The 14,174-nt window shown below is 62.3% G+C and carries 14 protein-coding genes; 4 read left to right on the top strand and 10 right to left on the bottom strand.

Features of this window, described 5'->3' with window-relative positions; translation table 11 throughout:
• Positions 1 to 141 precede the first annotated feature (141 nt).
• Complete coding sequence (locus RX329_RS02910) at positions 142 to 924, top strand: HNH endonuclease (RefSeq protein ID WP_085358845.1); 783 nt, start codon at positions 142 to 144, stop codon at positions 922 to 924.
• Between the two features lie 92 nt (positions 925 to 1,016).
• Here the strand turns inward: RX329_RS02910 and RX329_RS02905 are convergent, their stop codons facing one another.
• From RX329_RS02905 to RX329_RS02885, 5 genes are all read right to left on the bottom strand, one after another.
• Positions 1,017 to 1,448, bottom strand: coding sequence for an ASCH domain-containing protein (locus tag RX329_RS02905; RefSeq protein ID WP_158091563.1), 432 nt, complete (start codon positions 1,446 to 1,448; stop codon positions 1,017 to 1,019).
• A complete protein-coding gene (locus RX329_RS02900; RefSeq protein ID WP_085351638.1) occupies positions 1,441 to 3,591 on the bottom strand; it encodes a GNAT family N-acetyltransferase in 2,151 nt (716 codons plus the stop codon). Before RX329_RS02900 ends, RX329_RS02905 begins: the two co-directional genes overlap by 8 nt.
• A 248-nt stretch (positions 3,592 to 3,839) precedes the next feature.
• Positions 3,840 to 4,118 carry a DUF1488 family protein gene (locus RX329_RS02895; protein ID WP_085351675.1) on the bottom strand — a complete coding sequence of 93 codons (279 nt, stop codon included), beginning with the start codon at positions 4,116 to 4,118 and terminating at the stop codon, positions 3,840 to 3,842.
• Between the two features lie 218 nt (positions 4,119 to 4,336).
• Positions 4,337 to 4,633 (bottom strand): hypothetical protein, encoded by a 297-nt coding sequence (locus tag RX329_RS02890; protein WP_085351639.1) that lies wholly within the window; start codon positions 4,631 to 4,633, stop codon positions 4,337 to 4,339.
• A complete protein-coding gene (locus tag RX329_RS02885; RefSeq protein ID WP_085351640.1) occupies positions 4,626 to 4,892 on the bottom strand; it encodes a hypothetical protein in 267 nt (88 codons plus the stop codon). The genes RX329_RS02890 and RX329_RS02885 overlap by 8 nt, the downstream gene beginning before the upstream one ends.
• 360 nt (positions 4,893 to 5,252) lie before the next feature.
• On the opposite strand from RX329_RS02885, the gene RX329_RS02880 reads away from it, so the two are divergent.
• From RX329_RS02880 to RX329_RS02870, 3 genes are all read left to right on the top strand, one after another.
• Complete coding sequence (locus RX329_RS02880) at positions 5,253 to 5,384, top strand: hypothetical protein (RefSeq protein ID WP_007599247.1); 132 nt, start codon at positions 5,253 to 5,255, stop codon at positions 5,382 to 5,384.
• Between the two features lie 295 nt (positions 5,385 to 5,679).
• A complete protein-coding gene (locus tag RX329_RS02875; protein ID WP_085351641.1) occupies positions 5,680 to 7,017 on the top strand; it encodes a DUF2235 domain-containing protein in 1,338 nt (445 codons plus the stop codon).
• Positions 7,018 to 7,369: 352 nt separating this feature from the next.
• On the top strand, positions 7,370 to 7,615 hold the full coding sequence (locus RX329_RS02870) for a PilZ domain-containing protein (RefSeq protein WP_027515169.1): 246 nt from the start codon (positions 7,370 to 7,372) through the stop codon (positions 7,613 to 7,615).
• Between the two features lie 243 nt (positions 7,616 to 7,858).
• On the opposite strand, the gene RX329_RS02865 is transcribed toward RX329_RS02870, so the two are convergent.
• From RX329_RS02865 to cobS, 5 genes are all read right to left on the bottom strand, one after another.
• Positions 7,859 to 8,269 (bottom strand): hypothetical protein, encoded by a 411-nt coding sequence (locus RX329_RS02865; RefSeq protein WP_026232425.1) that lies wholly within the window; start codon positions 8,267 to 8,269, stop codon positions 7,859 to 7,861.
• A 265-nt stretch (positions 8,270 to 8,534) separates the two neighbouring features.
• On the bottom strand, positions 8,535 to 9,647 hold the full coding sequence (locus tag RX329_RS02860; RefSeq protein WP_085351643.1) for an NADH:flavin oxidoreductase/NADH oxidase: 1,113 nt from the start codon (positions 9,645 to 9,647) through the stop codon (positions 8,535 to 8,537).
• A 123-nt stretch (positions 9,648 to 9,770) separates the two neighbouring features.
• Positions 9,771 to 10,832, bottom strand: coding sequence for an esterase-like activity of phytase family protein (locus tag RX329_RS02855; RefSeq protein ID WP_085358847.1), 1,062 nt, complete (start codon positions 10,830 to 10,832; stop codon positions 9,771 to 9,773).
• Positions 10,829 to 12,733, bottom strand: coding sequence for a cobaltochelatase subunit CobT (gene cobT / locus RX329_RS02850; protein ID WP_018452934.1), 1,905 nt, complete (start codon positions 12,731 to 12,733; stop codon positions 10,829 to 10,831). Before cobT ends, RX329_RS02855 begins: the two co-directional genes overlap by 4 nt.
• 147 nt (positions 12,734 to 12,880) lie before the next feature.
• On the bottom strand, positions 12,881 to 13,879 hold the full coding sequence (gene cobS, locus RX329_RS02845; protein WP_018452933.1) for a cobaltochelatase subunit CobS: 999 nt from the start codon (positions 13,877 to 13,879) through the stop codon (positions 12,881 to 12,883).
• Positions 13,880 to 14,174: the final 295 nt, after the last annotated feature.

Here is a 14,174-nt window from a genome sequence, read left to right as displayed (position 1 = left end):
GATCGGAAGATCCGGCCGTTTGTTTTGGAGCGTTCGACCTGAAGTTGCGTCCCACGTCTGCATTATCTAAGTTGCGTAAACGCGAACATTTCGGCGAAAGGCAATTGCGTGGATACTTGTCGCATTTGCTCCACCGGAGTTATGACCGATGGCGTCCTCGTCGATGGCTCGGTATTTCATAAGCGTTGCCTTGAACGGCTCAAGCGAGACGCTGAGGATTTCAAGTTTCGAGAACAACGACTTCTTAGCGAGCTTCGAAAGCCGTTAGGATTCATCGACAACATCTCAATGATATTTTTTCGGTCGCGACAGATCGAGCTACTTGCGGCAAAGCAGCATCTTGCTGAGCGGATACGAGTTGCTCGGGACGAGCACGAAGCAACGCTCGCAAAGATTCGCCTCATCTACGATTTGTGGCCTACTTATCCACCTGATTGGGATGAACGACAGCGCCTAACCAACGCTCGCGATCACTATAGCTGCAACGGGTGCGGCATCACTGGTCGGCTCCATCTGCACCACATGCGGGCCTTAAGTGAGGGCGGCACCAACCGGCTCGAGAACCTCGCGCTGCTTTGCGAAAAATGCCACAGCGCGCAACACGGAGGGCGCAAATTCAAATACGAAGATCGCCGCATCAACGAACCCAGCACCATCGAAAAGAAGATCGAATTGCTGAATAAAGCCCTTTCTCAAAATAAAGACGTGCGTTTTCGCTACAAGAAGCCCGACGGATCAACGACGACTCGCAAGGTCACACCAAGTGAAATGCGCAAACTAACGGTTCCTGGGCTTCAAAGTTTGCTTGGCAGAAAGATCAAGATCGAAAAGGAAGGTAAGTTGTGTCTGTTTGGCTATTGCCACCTTCGAAAGGCAAAGCGAACATTCGCCGTACACAGAATGCAACGAATCGAGCTTTGTTAGAAGCGCCAGCTACTCGACGGCTTCCTCGCTGGAAGCATTGAATTCAATCGATCCCGATCCCCACAGTTCCAAATGGTCAGCTTCCAATTCGTCTATGGTTTGGCGAGATTCTCCAGAGCCTCCGCCTCGGCTGAGGTCAGACGAACGAGAACTTGAGGCGGGTGGAAGCTGGCTCGAACTTTTCTCAATTGCTCAAGGGACACCGGACGAACTCGTCTTGCCGCAGCCAGGAGAATGGCGATGCCTTGGGTAGTGCCGGCGAAATATTCTGTGAAAGAATCGTAGTCTACGCCTGCCGCGGCCCTATGCTTCTGCCAGATTGTTCGAGGATGAGCACGGCTTACATCTGCTATGGTCGCGACCCCGACAACTGCAGCCGTTGGACGGGTTGCGTAGATCCACAAGCGAGCGCCTTTGCCAAGCGACGGAATTCGGCGCCTTAATTCAATTGTTTTAGTCCCGTCGAGGATCGCCGTTGCATATCCCGGATGAATCGAAATGATTGCATCGACAGCATCAGTCACTTGACCATCCGAGATCCAATATCTTCGCTAGCAGAGTGCTCGGTAAAGCTGTCGTTGTTTGTAGATTAGCCGAGCCTATCGCTCCGATTTCTCGAAGAGCCTCAAGTTTTACAAGATTCGGGAATCGAAGCAAATTATCGAAGGACGTCACTAGGATGTCGTTCGACGTCGTCAGCGGATCCAGATCCTCAACTACAGCCCGCTTCAAGAACTCGCTTGGTACCTGTTCTTTGGGCACAACTGTCGTATCCACAATCCGAGCCGCAGCCACAACTGCTGCTCGTCCTCCGGTTCGCTTAGACTCATAGAATAGGATCGGCGATCCAGGGCGCATCAGGTACGACGTTCTTGGACTATTGAAGTATGTGCGAAGCCCGAGGAACGCAGCCGATGGCCTTCCGAACAGAGCAAACTGATCCGCTGTACCTAGCAGATCGTCAGCGAACGCCTTTGCAATTGGCACAATTACTGCGCTACGGTCGGACCACGCAATTATCGTGGGACCGAGAGCAGCTTCCAGCGCAGGCATTTTCACTACTAGAAACGTTCCATCTGGGGCCTGAATCTTTACGGAATCTGCGCCGTGCGGAGGGACGTCTGGAAGCGACAAACCTGTTCTACGTCTCATCTGCCGCGCTAGAGACGACCATGAGGTTGGCGTAAGCGGACGACCGAGCGCGACTTTGATCAGGATGTCGGGATCTGAGGCAGGCAAGAATCCTCTCAGTTTTGCGGCTTGATTAACTGCAGTCTGGCCCGCAATTCTCCGCAATTCGATAGTCACTGGCCCGGCATGACTTGCCTCTCGTATCAGTTCGTCCAACAGATGTTCAGCAAAGGTCTCACACAAGACGTGATCTGACCGCACGTGCACGAGCATTTTGGCGGCGGCATCTAGGGTATGAGGAGCCAAATACAGACCAATCCCAACGATCTCCGCATTTTCAAGAGCCGCCCGCGCTCTTATCTGTCCGACTGTCGATCTGGTTGGCAGAAGTAAATCGACGAGCCGTCCACTTACCGCTTGAGCGGCCAGATACGCTCGAACTTCGTCGACCGCAGCGGTTCTACTTTCGCATTGCGTTCCCTGCAATTGCCCTCGTTCAAAGCTCACATCTTCCGCGTGGAGCAACTCGACAAACTCGTCTAAGCTAGCGATATCAATACCAACGAGCTCAAGGAGCGACTCTCGCGCATCGAGCAAACGGCGGTCGCTCGTAATGTAACCCGACGCCCGGGCCAGCGCGGCCTCTGCCAAATGACGTGAGTCACTTATTGCCTGCTTGGTGTTCGCTTGCGAAGTGCCCTTTTCTTCGAACACCTTTTTATGGATGCTTGCGGCTATTCGATCCACGTCAGCCTTCGGTGCTGATGGAATGCGAGGTAATTGGCGCGCAAGTTGAAGGGTGCTATCGAGCGCATCACCATGCGAGGTACGTTCCAATTCTACAATGAATTCTGGTGCTACCGCGAGCCGCACGCGATGCGCTAAAGCAGCGCCAAAGAGTCGATTGGCAATGCCCGAACGGGTGCGCTGCTTAAGGAGATCGAATAGCACGTTGAGATCGATTGCATACAGCGGCGCTTCAAAAGCGCTGGGCGACCGAAGCCTCAGGTCTGGCGCTAGTTCGTCCCTGGCGGAAGGCGGAGCCATCAACGTGAACAGACTTGCTGTATCCAGTTCCTTGGAACGCAACACTATGGTGCGCTGTCGCGCAGCTCCACCGTCGCGAACGCGACGCGCTATAAATCCTCGCTTCTCATAGAACGATTGCGCCGCGCTCAAGTCCGACGCAACCGCAGCCGTCACATTCAAATACCCTCGACTTTCGAGGTGTGACACGAGCGCATTGATCAGGGCCGATCCAAGTCCGCTCCGTCGATGAGACGCAGAAACTGCGACCTGCTGAACTCGCGCGTTGGGAAATACGCCGCTAAACAGGATGAAGCCTGCGATCTCGACCGCATCAGCCCCCCTCGCAAACATGCAAAATAGCCGCCGTTGCATAATCGCGTCACGGTAGGCCGCTTCAGGTAAAAATCCGAGGGCCTCTTTCTCTCGATCAGCCAAGGAGCGAATGTTTGACACATGCTCCAGCAAGATTACTGGATCAGTTTCCAAGCGATATACAAAGGTTTCCATGAAAGAACGAGATCGCGCTGTTTTGAAAGATACAATCTTGGACGGCAATCAAATGGTTGGCTTAGATCAAAGCTGGCAAAGCCTATCGAATAGCGACCCGGCTCAATATTGCACATTCGTCTAAAACGTGTCTCATGAATTATCACAACCACTTGGGCCATAAGTCAAACGAAGACTTACGTCCGAAATGGGAGTCCGCTACAGCTTTCCGGCGTTTCGGCGCTTTAGCAGCTGCCTGGGCAGCAGCCCTACCCCCGAAAATCAATGCTCCGCAGCACGATCCCCGGCGGGGTGCCTTCGAACTCCGTCGCCTGATATTTGCGTCCGGTGCAGGCTTCGATGCGTTCGCGCAGGCGCGTGAACTGCTCTTCCCGTTCGCTCGGCCTGGCGCGCGGGCCGCGCTCGAGGTCGTCCATGGCGGAGGTCGAGATCGCGCAGGCGATCTCCTTCGCGCCGTCCTGCATCGAGAACTGGACGATGCCGCGGTCCTGGTCGTGGGCGATGAAGCGGCTGGTGGTGAGTGTCATGGGGTACTCCTTTTGCGTCCGCGCGTCGTGCCGGCCTTGTGCGCGATGGCGCACGGGGGGACGCCGGTCGGCGTTATCGAAGCACGCTGTGGCACGAGGGTGCACAACAAGTCGCTTCGGTGGTTATGGGTCCTGGCTCCGTGCGCAATTGCGCACTCGGCCAGGACGACGCCTGTGTTTGCGAGCATTGCGCGATGGCGACACGCGTTGGTTCGCCTTCAGCCGTCGCCGTTGAGCCTTGCGAAATCGTCGAACAGCGCGGCCACCAGCGCGCGGTGGCGGGTGTCCTCGGAGGGCAGGCTGGCGGCATAGAGGTTGAGCAGATGGCGGGCCTTCACGGCGGCCTCGGGCCAGGACGTGGCGGGCACCGACATCATGCGGTTTTCGAGCTCGGCCTCGCGCTCGCGCAGCTCCCTGACTTGGGCCTCGACATCGGCCAGCGCGCGGCGCAGATCGGTTGCCTTCTGGGCGGCCATGCCGCGGTGGCTGTCGAGATCGACCGGAATTTCAGTCATTGGCGGCACTCGCGTCGATACGTTGGGCATCCGCCAGGTCGACCGAGCCGATCGACAGCATCTCCGTCGCACCGCGCACGCCTTCGGAGGGCACCGTGATCATGGTGGCGACACGGCGATAGGATGCGAAGGACAGGCCCTCGATCATCTCCTCGTCGGTGACGACCTCATAGGCGCCGGCCGGCAATTCGCGCTCGAGGCCGCGGATGTGGAATGGATGCTTGAAGGTGATGGTTTCTCGCCGCGAGCGGATGGTCATGCGCGCCTGCCTTTCGCAAAGAAGGGGCCCCAACCGACACCAGCTATGACGGACCATGCGCTTGTTGCCCGGCAATAGCCAGCATTATGTCAGCGTGGGCCGGGACTTAAGGCGCAAGCGCGGTGCTCGCACGCGGCGTTTTAGTCCTCGCAATCGGCAGGGCGCGGGCGTACGCTCGACCACGTCAGCGCAGCTCACGCAATTGCCGCGCGTCGATGTTGCGCTGCATCTTTCGCGCCTCGTGTGCGCGGCGGCGATCTTCATTGGTTCGGGCGGGTGCATCTCACAGCCCCGCCCAGCGACCATTGCAGCGCCGATCTCGCACGCGGACGAACTCGAAACCCAGGAGGAGACGACGTCATGGCCAAGGGACAGCAACGCAGCAACCGCGAGACCAAGAAGCCGAAGAAAGACAAGATCAAGACCAGCGCCGCAGCGCCGAGCCGCAAGGACGCGGCGTGGCAGCCGGAGATCGGCCAGAAAAAGAAGTAGAGGTGCGGGCGCTGTTTTCCCTTCTCCCCTTGTGGGAGAAGGTGGCATAGGCGGCCTTCGGCCGCCGTTCTTGAAAACGCCGATGCTTCGCATCGGCTATGGCGCCGGATGAGGGGTCTGTCTCCGGGAGTTCTGACGCGAGAGATTCGCACGCGGAGAGTGACCCCTCACCCGTCTCGCCCCTTCGCGGCGATCCACCCTCTCCCACAAGGGGGGAGGGGAAGAAGCGTCATCTCCCTCTCCCCACGCTTTTCCGCTATACTCGCCCGGGTAGCATCAGCGGGAGGGGCATCCTGTGGATCACGAGCGGAACGCCGAGCATACATCCGAGCCGAAGAACCTCGTCATCTGCTGTGACGGCACCGGCAACGAGATCTCGGAGAACATCTCCAACGTCCTGAAGCTCTATCGCTGCCTGCGCAAGACCGACAAGACGCGGCCGCGGCAGCTGGTGTTCTACGATCCCGGGGTCGGCACGGTGACGGAGCCGTCGACGTGGCACCGCTGGAAAGCCAACGTCAATCTGGTGCTGGGGCTCGCCACCGGCTACGGGCTCGATGACAACACGCTGTCGGCCTATTGCTTCCTGGTCCAGCACTACGCGCCCGGCGACAGGATCTACCTGTTCGGCTTCTCGCGCGGGGCCTACACGGTTCGCGTGCTGGCGGGGCTGATCCACAAGATCGGCCTGATCTCGCCGGAGCAGGCCAACCTCGCAGGCTCTGGCCTCGTCGCCTACAAGCAATATTCCGGCACCGGGCGCGGCAACGATGTCAGCGACCTCGTCGATGAGGGTTTTGACGACAGCGGGCCGCTGCCGAAAAACAAGTTCGATCTCGCCGCGCAGTTCGCACGCATCACCTCGTCGCGCTGGCCGACCATCCACTTCATCGGCGTCTGGGACACGGTGGCGAGCGTGATCGTGCCGCGCGCCGACCGGGGCTATTTGCCGAGCTTCGAGGAGCTCGCCTTCACGCTGCGCAATCCCAGCGTCAACATCTTCCGCCAGGCGATCGCGATCGACGAGCGGCGCTGCATGTTCCGCCTCAAGCAGTATGAGGAGCCGCAGGAGTACTGGCGCAACCGCTTCGTGCCCGACGACAAGAAGGAGCCGCAGGACATTTTGCAGGTGTGGTTCGCCGGCGTGCATTGCGACGTCGGTGGCGGCTATCCGGAAGTCGAGAGCGGCGAGTCCAAGTATCCGCTGCTCTGGATGATCGAGGAGGCGACCAAGGCGGGGCTGAACTTCAACCCGCGCACGGTGAACCAGCTCGCCTGGGGCATCCAGCGCAAGAACTCGCCGTTCCAATACGTGCCGCCGGCTTACACCGGCAAGACCGGCGAGCTGCATGATTCGATGACGGCGCCCTGGCGCGTGCTGGAGTATCTGCCGAAGAGCGCGACCTACAAGGAATGGCCGGCGCGGAAGGTGTTTCTCGGGCTCTACATCCCCAATTGCGAGCCGCGCCTGATCCCCGAGGGCGCGCATGTGCATGAGAGCGTGTTGAAGCGGATGGCGGTGGAGCCGGGATATCGGCCGGTGAATCTGCCGAAGGAGTATGTGACGGTGCCGATGCCGGTGCCGCCGGGTGTGGGGATGGCGGCGGAGTCGGGGGAGATCGTGGTGGGGTGAGGGCCTTCCCTTCTCCCCCTGTGGGAGAAGGTGGCATAGGCGGTCTTCGGCCGCCGTTCTTGAAAACGCCGATGCTTCGCATCGGCTATGGCGCCGGATGAGGCGTTGTCGCCGCGAACGCGAAAGCTTCGTATGCCGTGCGAGACCCCTCACCCGTCTCGCCACTTCGTGGCGATCCACCCTCTCCCACAAGGGGAGAGGGGAAAGCAGACCACCCCGCTACCGCCGCTTTCTCCACTCGCCGACACTTTTCATTAAAATTCTCCAGCCCGCCTTAGCCGGATCGAATCAACTCCTTGGCATCATCTCCCAGACCACCCGCGCCATCCGCGGAAATTGGAGGAGAGTGCCAATGCATCCGCGACGACATGCCCGTGTCAAGCCTGCGGGCCTCGTGTCCCGCCAGGCCAAGATCATCACCGACCCGCGCGCGCCGGTGATCCCCTGCACGCTGATCGACTATTCGCCGGGCGGCGCCTGCGTCGATCTCGGCGGCCAGGTGAAGATTCCCGATCGCTTCGAGCTGCTGCATGTGAACACGAAAAAACGCTGCCGCGTGGCGTGGAAGCGCGGCTCGAAGGTGGGCGTGGTGTTTTGACTCCTTCCAGCTGCTGAACAAGGCCGCGCTCCACACTCCGCTCGGCTCCCTCCCGCCTTGTGGGGGAGGGTTGGGGAGAGGGGTGGCCCAGCAAAAGGTGTTAGTTACGTGCGAAGCGATGGCAACAGAGTGTCGCTTCATTCGACAGAGCACGCCGTGTGGCTACCCCTCTCCCTAGCCCTCCCCCACAAGGGGGAGGGAACGCAGTGTACTTGCGGCGCGATCTCTCCCAACACAACAAATTCACGGCTTCCGCATCCGCGCCTTTGCGCCCGCGACGATCTGCATCGCGACGCCGGCGATCCAGCCGAACAAGGCGAACCAGCTCCAGGCGATGTGCGGATCGAGGCGGAGCACGATGATGGCGACGGAGGCGAGTGCGGTGAGCGTGGCGCAGAGCGTGCCGGCGGCGCTCAACAGTTCCGCGGCGTCGATGTCGCCGTGGGCCTCGTCGAACGGCAATTGCGGCGTGTCGATGCCGAGATAGAAGCCGACGAAGCCCAGCACCATCATCAGCAGCAGGAACCCCTCGGTGGTGAGCGCGGGGATCGCCGATCCCACATAAGCGCCGACAAACAGCCCGCACGCCGCGCCCGCCATCGCAAGGCCCACGCGCTCGATGACGTGGGCAGCTTTTCGAACACGAAATCGCATGGCGGGCCTCCGCGAGGCGTTGGACGCACGCGAGGTTAGGCCAGATTTGGGTGGGGTGGAAGCTGAGAGGGTTTACGGATGCGTGAGGCGGAACGGCACGGGACCAAAAGGTACGCGGAGCAACGACCTTGGCGTGTGTCGCATGGCTGCCGAGCGCAGCGAAGCAATCCAGGCTCTTTCCGCGGACACAGCCTGGATTGCTTCGTCGCAAGGGCTCCTCGCAATGACGAGTTTGCGGCGCGGTCCTCGCGCCACACTCGCCCCCTCACCGCGCCCCGAACGTCGTCTTGCCGAACAGCGCCTTCTGGGTCGAGGGCTGCGAGCGCCAGTATTGCGGCGGGGCTTCGACCTCGCCGCCGAGCTCGGCTGCGGCGTGCCAGGCCCAGCGCGGGTCGTAGAGCAAGCCGCGGGCGAGCGCGACCATGTCGGCCTTGCCGGATGCGACGATCTCTTCGGCCTGCTTCGGCTCGGTGATCAGGCCGACGGCGATGGTAGGCAAACCCGTCTCGCGCTTGATGGCCTCGGCAAACTGCACCTGATAGCCGGGGCCGAGCGCGATCTTCTGCAGCGGCGAGACGCCGCCGGAGGAGGCATCGATCCAGTCGACGCCGCGCGCCTTCAGCGCGTTGGCGAATTCAAGCGTTTGCGCCAGATCCCAGCCGCCCTCGACCCAGTCGGTCGACGACACCCGCATGCCGACCGGCTTGTCGTGCGGGAATACGGCGCGGACCGCGTCGTAGACCTCCAGCGGGAAGCGCATGCGGTTCTCGAGCGAGCCGCCATATTCGTCGGTGCGCCTGTTCGAGATCGGCGACAGGAATTGATGCAGGAGATAGCCGTGCGCGCCGTGCAGCTCGATCGCGTCAATGCCGATGCGATCGGCGCGCTTGGCGGCATCGACGAAGGCCTCGCGGATGCGCTTGAGGCCCGCGGCATCGAGCGCCAGCGGCGCGGCCTCGCCTTCCTTGTGCGGCAGCGCCGACGGCGCCACGGTCTGCCAGCCGCCCGCATCCTGCGGAATCAGCTGGCCGCCGTCCCACGGCCGCGCGCTGCTGGCTTTGCGGCCCGCATGCGCGAGCTGCATTGCGACGGCGGTCGAGGAATGTTTCCGCACCGAGGTGAGGATCTGCTTCAGCGCGGCCTCGGCGGCATCGCTGTAGAGCCCGAGGCAGCCCGGCGTGATGCGGCCGATCGCCTCGACATGGGTCGCCTCGATGCAGAACATCGCCGCGCCCGACAGGCTGAGATTGTTGATGTGGGTGAAGTGCCAGTCGGTGGGAACGCCGTCCTCCGCCGAATATTGGCACATCGGCGACACCACGACGCGGTTCTTCAAAGTCAGGCCGCGCAGCTTGATCGGGGAAAACAGGGCGCTCATGCGGGGGAGTTCCGAAAAGGATGGAGGGCAGGGAGATGGAGAGAGTGTAGTGGGCGATGCGCCGATTGCCAGCCGCGCGGGGGGCATGGCGGCTCGCGGGGGATGCATTGCGGCCGCGCCGCCCTACTCCACCAGCGCGAACTGCAGCAGCAGCGTGCGCTGGAGCATCGAGAAATTGTCGTCGGACACCAGCGTCAGCACGGTCTCGCCGTCGGCCGTGACGTGGGCGTCGATGCCTTCCATGTTGTCGATCTCGTGGCCGAGATCGGCCTTGAACAGCACGGGGCCGTCGACCAATGCGCCCGGCGCGATCGATTTCAGGGGGATCGCGCGGATGCGGATATCGATGCCGGTGAACCAGGAGAATTTGCGTTCGAGGATCAGGAGATCGCCCGAGGGCAGCAGCACGGCGTCGCTGATGAGCTGCTGGTCGGTGCGGCGAATGCTGAATTGGCCCGGTGTGGGGCCGCCGAGCAAAAATCCGATCAGATTGCCGTCGGCATCGAAGCCGCCCTCCGACAGCGCGATCAAGGTGCCCGCGAGCGGCTGCCCCTTTGGAACGAACACCAGCGCCTCGAGCCCCTTGTTGTAGGGCAGCTTGCGCACCGCCGGCGGGGTCGGCAGCACCTCGCCGCGCGCGCGTGTGCCGCCCTTCGCAAAATCGAACCGCATGATCTGGTTGACGCGCTCGAGCCCTACATAGACGAGGTCGCCGTCACGCGCGAGCGACTCGGTGTCGTACCACAGCCGCTTCTCCGTGATCGGCCGCCCCTCCGCATTGAGCACCGGCGCGGCCTCGACGTCGTCGAGACCCGTCATGCTCCGCCCGGAATAACGGATGCGACCGGTGAACCAGGTGCCCTGGTCGGAGATCGCGAGGAAGCGCTCGCCTTTGCTGTCGAGGAAGCGGAAGCCGGACAGGCCGCCGAAGCCGCGATGCGGCGAGGTCAGCACCAGGCCGCCGCGATAGTCCAGCGAACCGAACCGCGTGCGCGCGCGGTCGCGCGGCTCGAAATTGGGGATCGGCCGCGCGTTGACCTCGATGCCAACGGGCGCGGCGACGGCGTGCTCGATCAGCGCCGGCTTCGGCCCGGGCTGTGCCTGCGCCAGGCGAGACAGTACGAGAGTGGAAAATCCCGCCGCCGCGTGGCCGATGAAGCTGCGGCGGGATCGATGGTTGCTCACGAATGCAGTTTGCGGCGCGGGCGGTTGGCCGGCTGCGTGGGCGCGGTGTTGGTCTCGCTGAAGAGTTCGGCGAGCTTCTCGGTGATGGCGCCGCCGAGCTCTTCGGCGTCCACGATCGTCACCGCGCGGCGATAATAGCGCGTCACGTCATGGCCGATGCCGATCGCGATCAGCTCGACCGGCGAGCGGGTCTCGATCTCCTCGATGATGTGGCGCAGGTGCCGCTCGAGATAGTTGCCGGGGTTGACCGACAGCGTGGAATCGTCGACCGGCGCGCCGTCCGAGATCATCATCAGGATCTTGCGCTGTTCGGGCCGGCCGAGCAGGCGCTTGTGCGCCCAATCCAGCGCCTCGCCGTCGATGTTCTCCTTCAACAGCCCTTCGCGCATCATCAGGCCGAGGTTTTTCCGCGCACGACGCCAGGGGGCGTCCGCCGACTTGTAGATGATGTGGCGGAGATCGTTGAGGCGGCCGGGGCTGGCCGGCTTGCCAGCGGCAAGCCACGCCTCGCGCGATTGCCCGCCCTTCCAGGCGCGCGTGGTGAAGCCGAGAATCTCGACCTTGACGCCGCAACGCTCCAGCGTGCGGGCGAGGATGTCGGCGCAGGTCGCCGCGACCGTGATCGGCCGCCCGCGCATCGAGCCGGAATTGTCGAGCAGCAGCGTCACCACGGTATCGCGGAACGTCGCCTCCTTCTCGTGCATGAAGGACAGCGGGTGATAGGGATCCGTCACCACGCGCGACAGCCGCGCGGGGTCGAGAATGCCCTCTTCGAGATCGAACTCCCAGGCGCGGTTCTGCTGCGCCATCAAGCGCCTCTGCAGCCGGTTGGCGAGACGGGCGACGATGCCCTGCAGATGCGCGAGCTGCTTGTCGAGATAGGCGCGCAGCCGCTCCAGCTCGTCATGGTCGCAGAGGTCTTCGGCGGCGATGACCTCGTCGAACTTCGGCGCGAAGGCGTGATATTCCGGCCCGCGCGGCTCGTTCTTGCCGTGCGAATTCGGCCGCGTCGCCTCGCCCGGCGTCTCGTCGTCGCCGAGCTCGCCGTCGTCGAAGGTGTCGGAGGTCGAGGCCTGCGCGCTTTCCATCGCGCTCTCGCTCATCTCCTCGCTCGACGCCTGGGCCTGATCGGCGCTCATCTCCTGCGCGGCGTCGGAATCGGGCGAGCCCTCGGCGCCGGACTGATCGTTGTCGCCGTCCTGGTTCTCGTCGTTCTCGTCATTGTCTTCGCTGTCGGCGCTGCGCTCGTCGCCGATCTCGAGCGCCGTCAGCAGATCATGCACGGCATCGCCGAACCTGGTCTGGTCCTCGACCACGGTATCGAGCCGGTCGAGCCGCCTGCCGATCTTGTCTTCGAGAATAGGGCGCCAGAGATCGACCATCTTCTTGGCGGCCGTCGGCGGCGCCATGCCGGTCAGGCGCTCGCGCACCAGCATCGCCAGCGCGTCGGCGAGCGGCGCGTCGGCGCGATCGGTGATCTCGTCGAACTTGCCGCGATGGAAATGGTCGTCGAGCATCGCGGTGAGGTTTTTCGCAACGCCCGCCATGCGCCGCGCGCCGATCGCCTCGACACGGGCCTGCTCCACCGCCTCGAACACGCCGCGCGCCTGCGGATTGCCCGGCATCAGCTTGCGATGCACCTTCGGATCGTGACAGGCGAGCTTGAGCGCGATGGAATCGGCGTGGCCGCGCACGATGGCGGCATCACGCCTGGTCATCTTTCGCGCGGGCTCGGGCAGCCGCGCCTTGCCCGGCGCGAGCCCGGGACGCTCGGCGGCGAAGCTGACGTCGAGCTCGGGCGCCTTGGCGATCGCCTTCAGGCAGGAGGCCACCGAGCGCTTGAACGGCTCGGTCGGGGCTTCCTTGGTGTTGCGGAATTTGGAGTTGGAGGTGGTGCTCATCTCGCCCTTACCCGTCGTCCCCGGCGAAGGCCGGGACCCATAACCACCGGCAATCATTGCGTCAGGAGAAATTAGCAGCGTCGCTTCACCGTGAGACCTCGCGGTATGGGTCCCGGCTTTCGTCGGGACGACATATCGCAAGAGAGATCAGCTGAGCGCCACGTTCACCGACGATTCCGGCAGCTCCGCGTTGAAGCAGCGCTGGTAGAACTCGGCAACGAGAGGACGTTCGAGCTCGTCGCACTTGTTGAGGAAGGTGACCCGGAACGCAAAGCCGATGTCGCTGAAGATGTCGGCGTTCTCCGCCCAGGTGATCACCGTGCGCGGGCTCATCACCGTCGACAGATCGCCATTGGCGAAAGCGTTGCGGGTGAGGTCGGCAAGGCGAACCATCTTGTTGACGATGTCGCGGCCTTCCGTGGTGCGATAGTGCTTGGCCTTGGCCAGCACGATCTCCACTTCCTCGTCATGGCTGAGATAGTTCAACGTGGTGACGATCGACCAGCGGTCCATCTGACCCTGGTTGATCTGCTGGGTGCCGTGATAGAGGCCCGAGGTGTCGCCGAGGCCGACGGTGTTGGCGGTCGAGAACATGCGGAATGCCGGATGCGGCTTGATCACCTTGTTCTGGTCGAGCAGCGTCAGGCGGCCGGAGACTTCCAGCACGCGCTGGATCACGAACATCACGTCCGGGCGGCCGGCGTCGTATTCGTCGAACACCAGCGCGACGTTATGCTGGAGCGCCCAGGGCAGGATGCCGTCGCGGAATTCGGTGACCTGCTTGCCGTCGCGGACCACGATCGAGTCCTTGCCGACGAGGTCGATACGGCTGATGTGGCTGTCGAGGTTGACGCGCACGCAGGGCCAGTTCAGTCGCGCGGCGACCTGCTCAATATGGGTGGATTTGCCGGTGCCGTGATAGCCCGTGACCATGACGCGGCGGTTGTGGGCGAAGCCGGCGAGAATGGCGAGCGTGGTGGCACGATCGAAGCGGTAATCGGAATCGACTTCGGGGACGTGAGGATCGACTTCGGAATAAGCGGGGACTTCGAGATCGCTGTCGATCCCGAACACCTGGCGCACCGACACCTTCATGTCGGGCAAACCGGAAACTTCCTCAACTTTGGACATCGCGGCGGTCGTCATCAATCCTCCGAGGTCCCGGGCGATCCCGAGACCAGTTATTGCACGTTGGCTGCGGCTGGGTGCGATCGCGAACCTATCAGAGACAACGGGCGGGCAGAAGCCCGCCCCCCGATCAAAGTTCCGTTGTCTTTTCATCTAGATAGGCAAGGAACGCGATTTTTGGAAGGCTGCCCTGCGAATCACGCCTGAATTTCGTGCCGAAGGCACCGTCCTTGCTCCCGCGGGTGGCACTTTTACCGCCGCTCGTTACTTATGTAGGGTCTGGATATAGGGTTCGAACCCCAAGGCCCAATCC

The sequence above is a fragment of the Bradyrhizobium sp. BWC-3-1 genome, assembly GCF_032917965.1.
GTDB classification, from domain to species: domain Bacteria; phylum Pseudomonadota; class Alphaproteobacteria; order Rhizobiales; family Xanthobacteraceae; genus Bradyrhizobium; species Bradyrhizobium canariense_D.
Note: the sequence above shows the minus strand (reverse complement) of the source record. Positions and strands in the feature narration are given on the sequence as shown.

Coding starts and splice junctions, on each gene's coding strand:
- RX329_RS02895 (WP_085351675.1), bottom strand. CDS start 4,118: ATGACACTCACCACCAGCCGCTTCATCGCCCACGACCAGGACCGCGGC.
- RX329_RS02865 (WP_026232425.1), bottom strand. CDS start 8,269: ATGCGATTTCGTGTTCGAAAAGCTGCCCACGTCATCGAGCGCGTGGGC.
- RX329_RS02880 (WP_007599247.1), top strand. CDS start 5,253: ATGGCCAAGGGACAGCAACGCAGCAACCGCGAGACCAAGAAGCCGAAG.
- RX329_RS02885 (WP_085351640.1), bottom strand. CDS start 4,892: ATGACCATCCGCTCGCGGCGAGAAACCATCACCTTCAAGCATCCATTC.
- cobT (WP_018452934.1), bottom strand. CDS start 12,733: ATGAGCACCACCTCCAACTCCAAATTCCGCAACACCAAGGAAGCCCCG.
- RX329_RS02860 (WP_085351643.1), bottom strand. CDS start 9,647: ATGAGCGCCCTGTTTTCCCCGATCAAGCTGCGCGGCCTGACTTTGAAG.
- RX329_RS02870 (WP_027515169.1), top strand. CDS start 7,370: ATGCATCCGCGACGACATGCCCGTGTCAAGCCTGCGGGCCTCGTGTCC.
- RX329_RS02890 (WP_085351639.1), bottom strand. CDS start 4,633: ATGACTGAAATTCCGGTCGATCTCGACAGCCACCGCGGCATGGCCGCC.
- RX329_RS02910 (WP_085358845.1), top strand. CDS start 142: ATGACCGATGGCGTCCTCGTCGATGGCTCGGTATTTCATAAGCGTTGC.
- RX329_RS02900 (WP_085351638.1), bottom strand. CDS start 3,591: ATGGAAACCTTTGTATATCGCTTGGAAACTGATCCAGTAATCTTGCTG.
- cobS (WP_018452933.1), bottom strand. CDS start 13,879: ATGACGACCGCCGCGATGTCCAAAGTTGAGGAAGTTTCCGGTTTGCCC.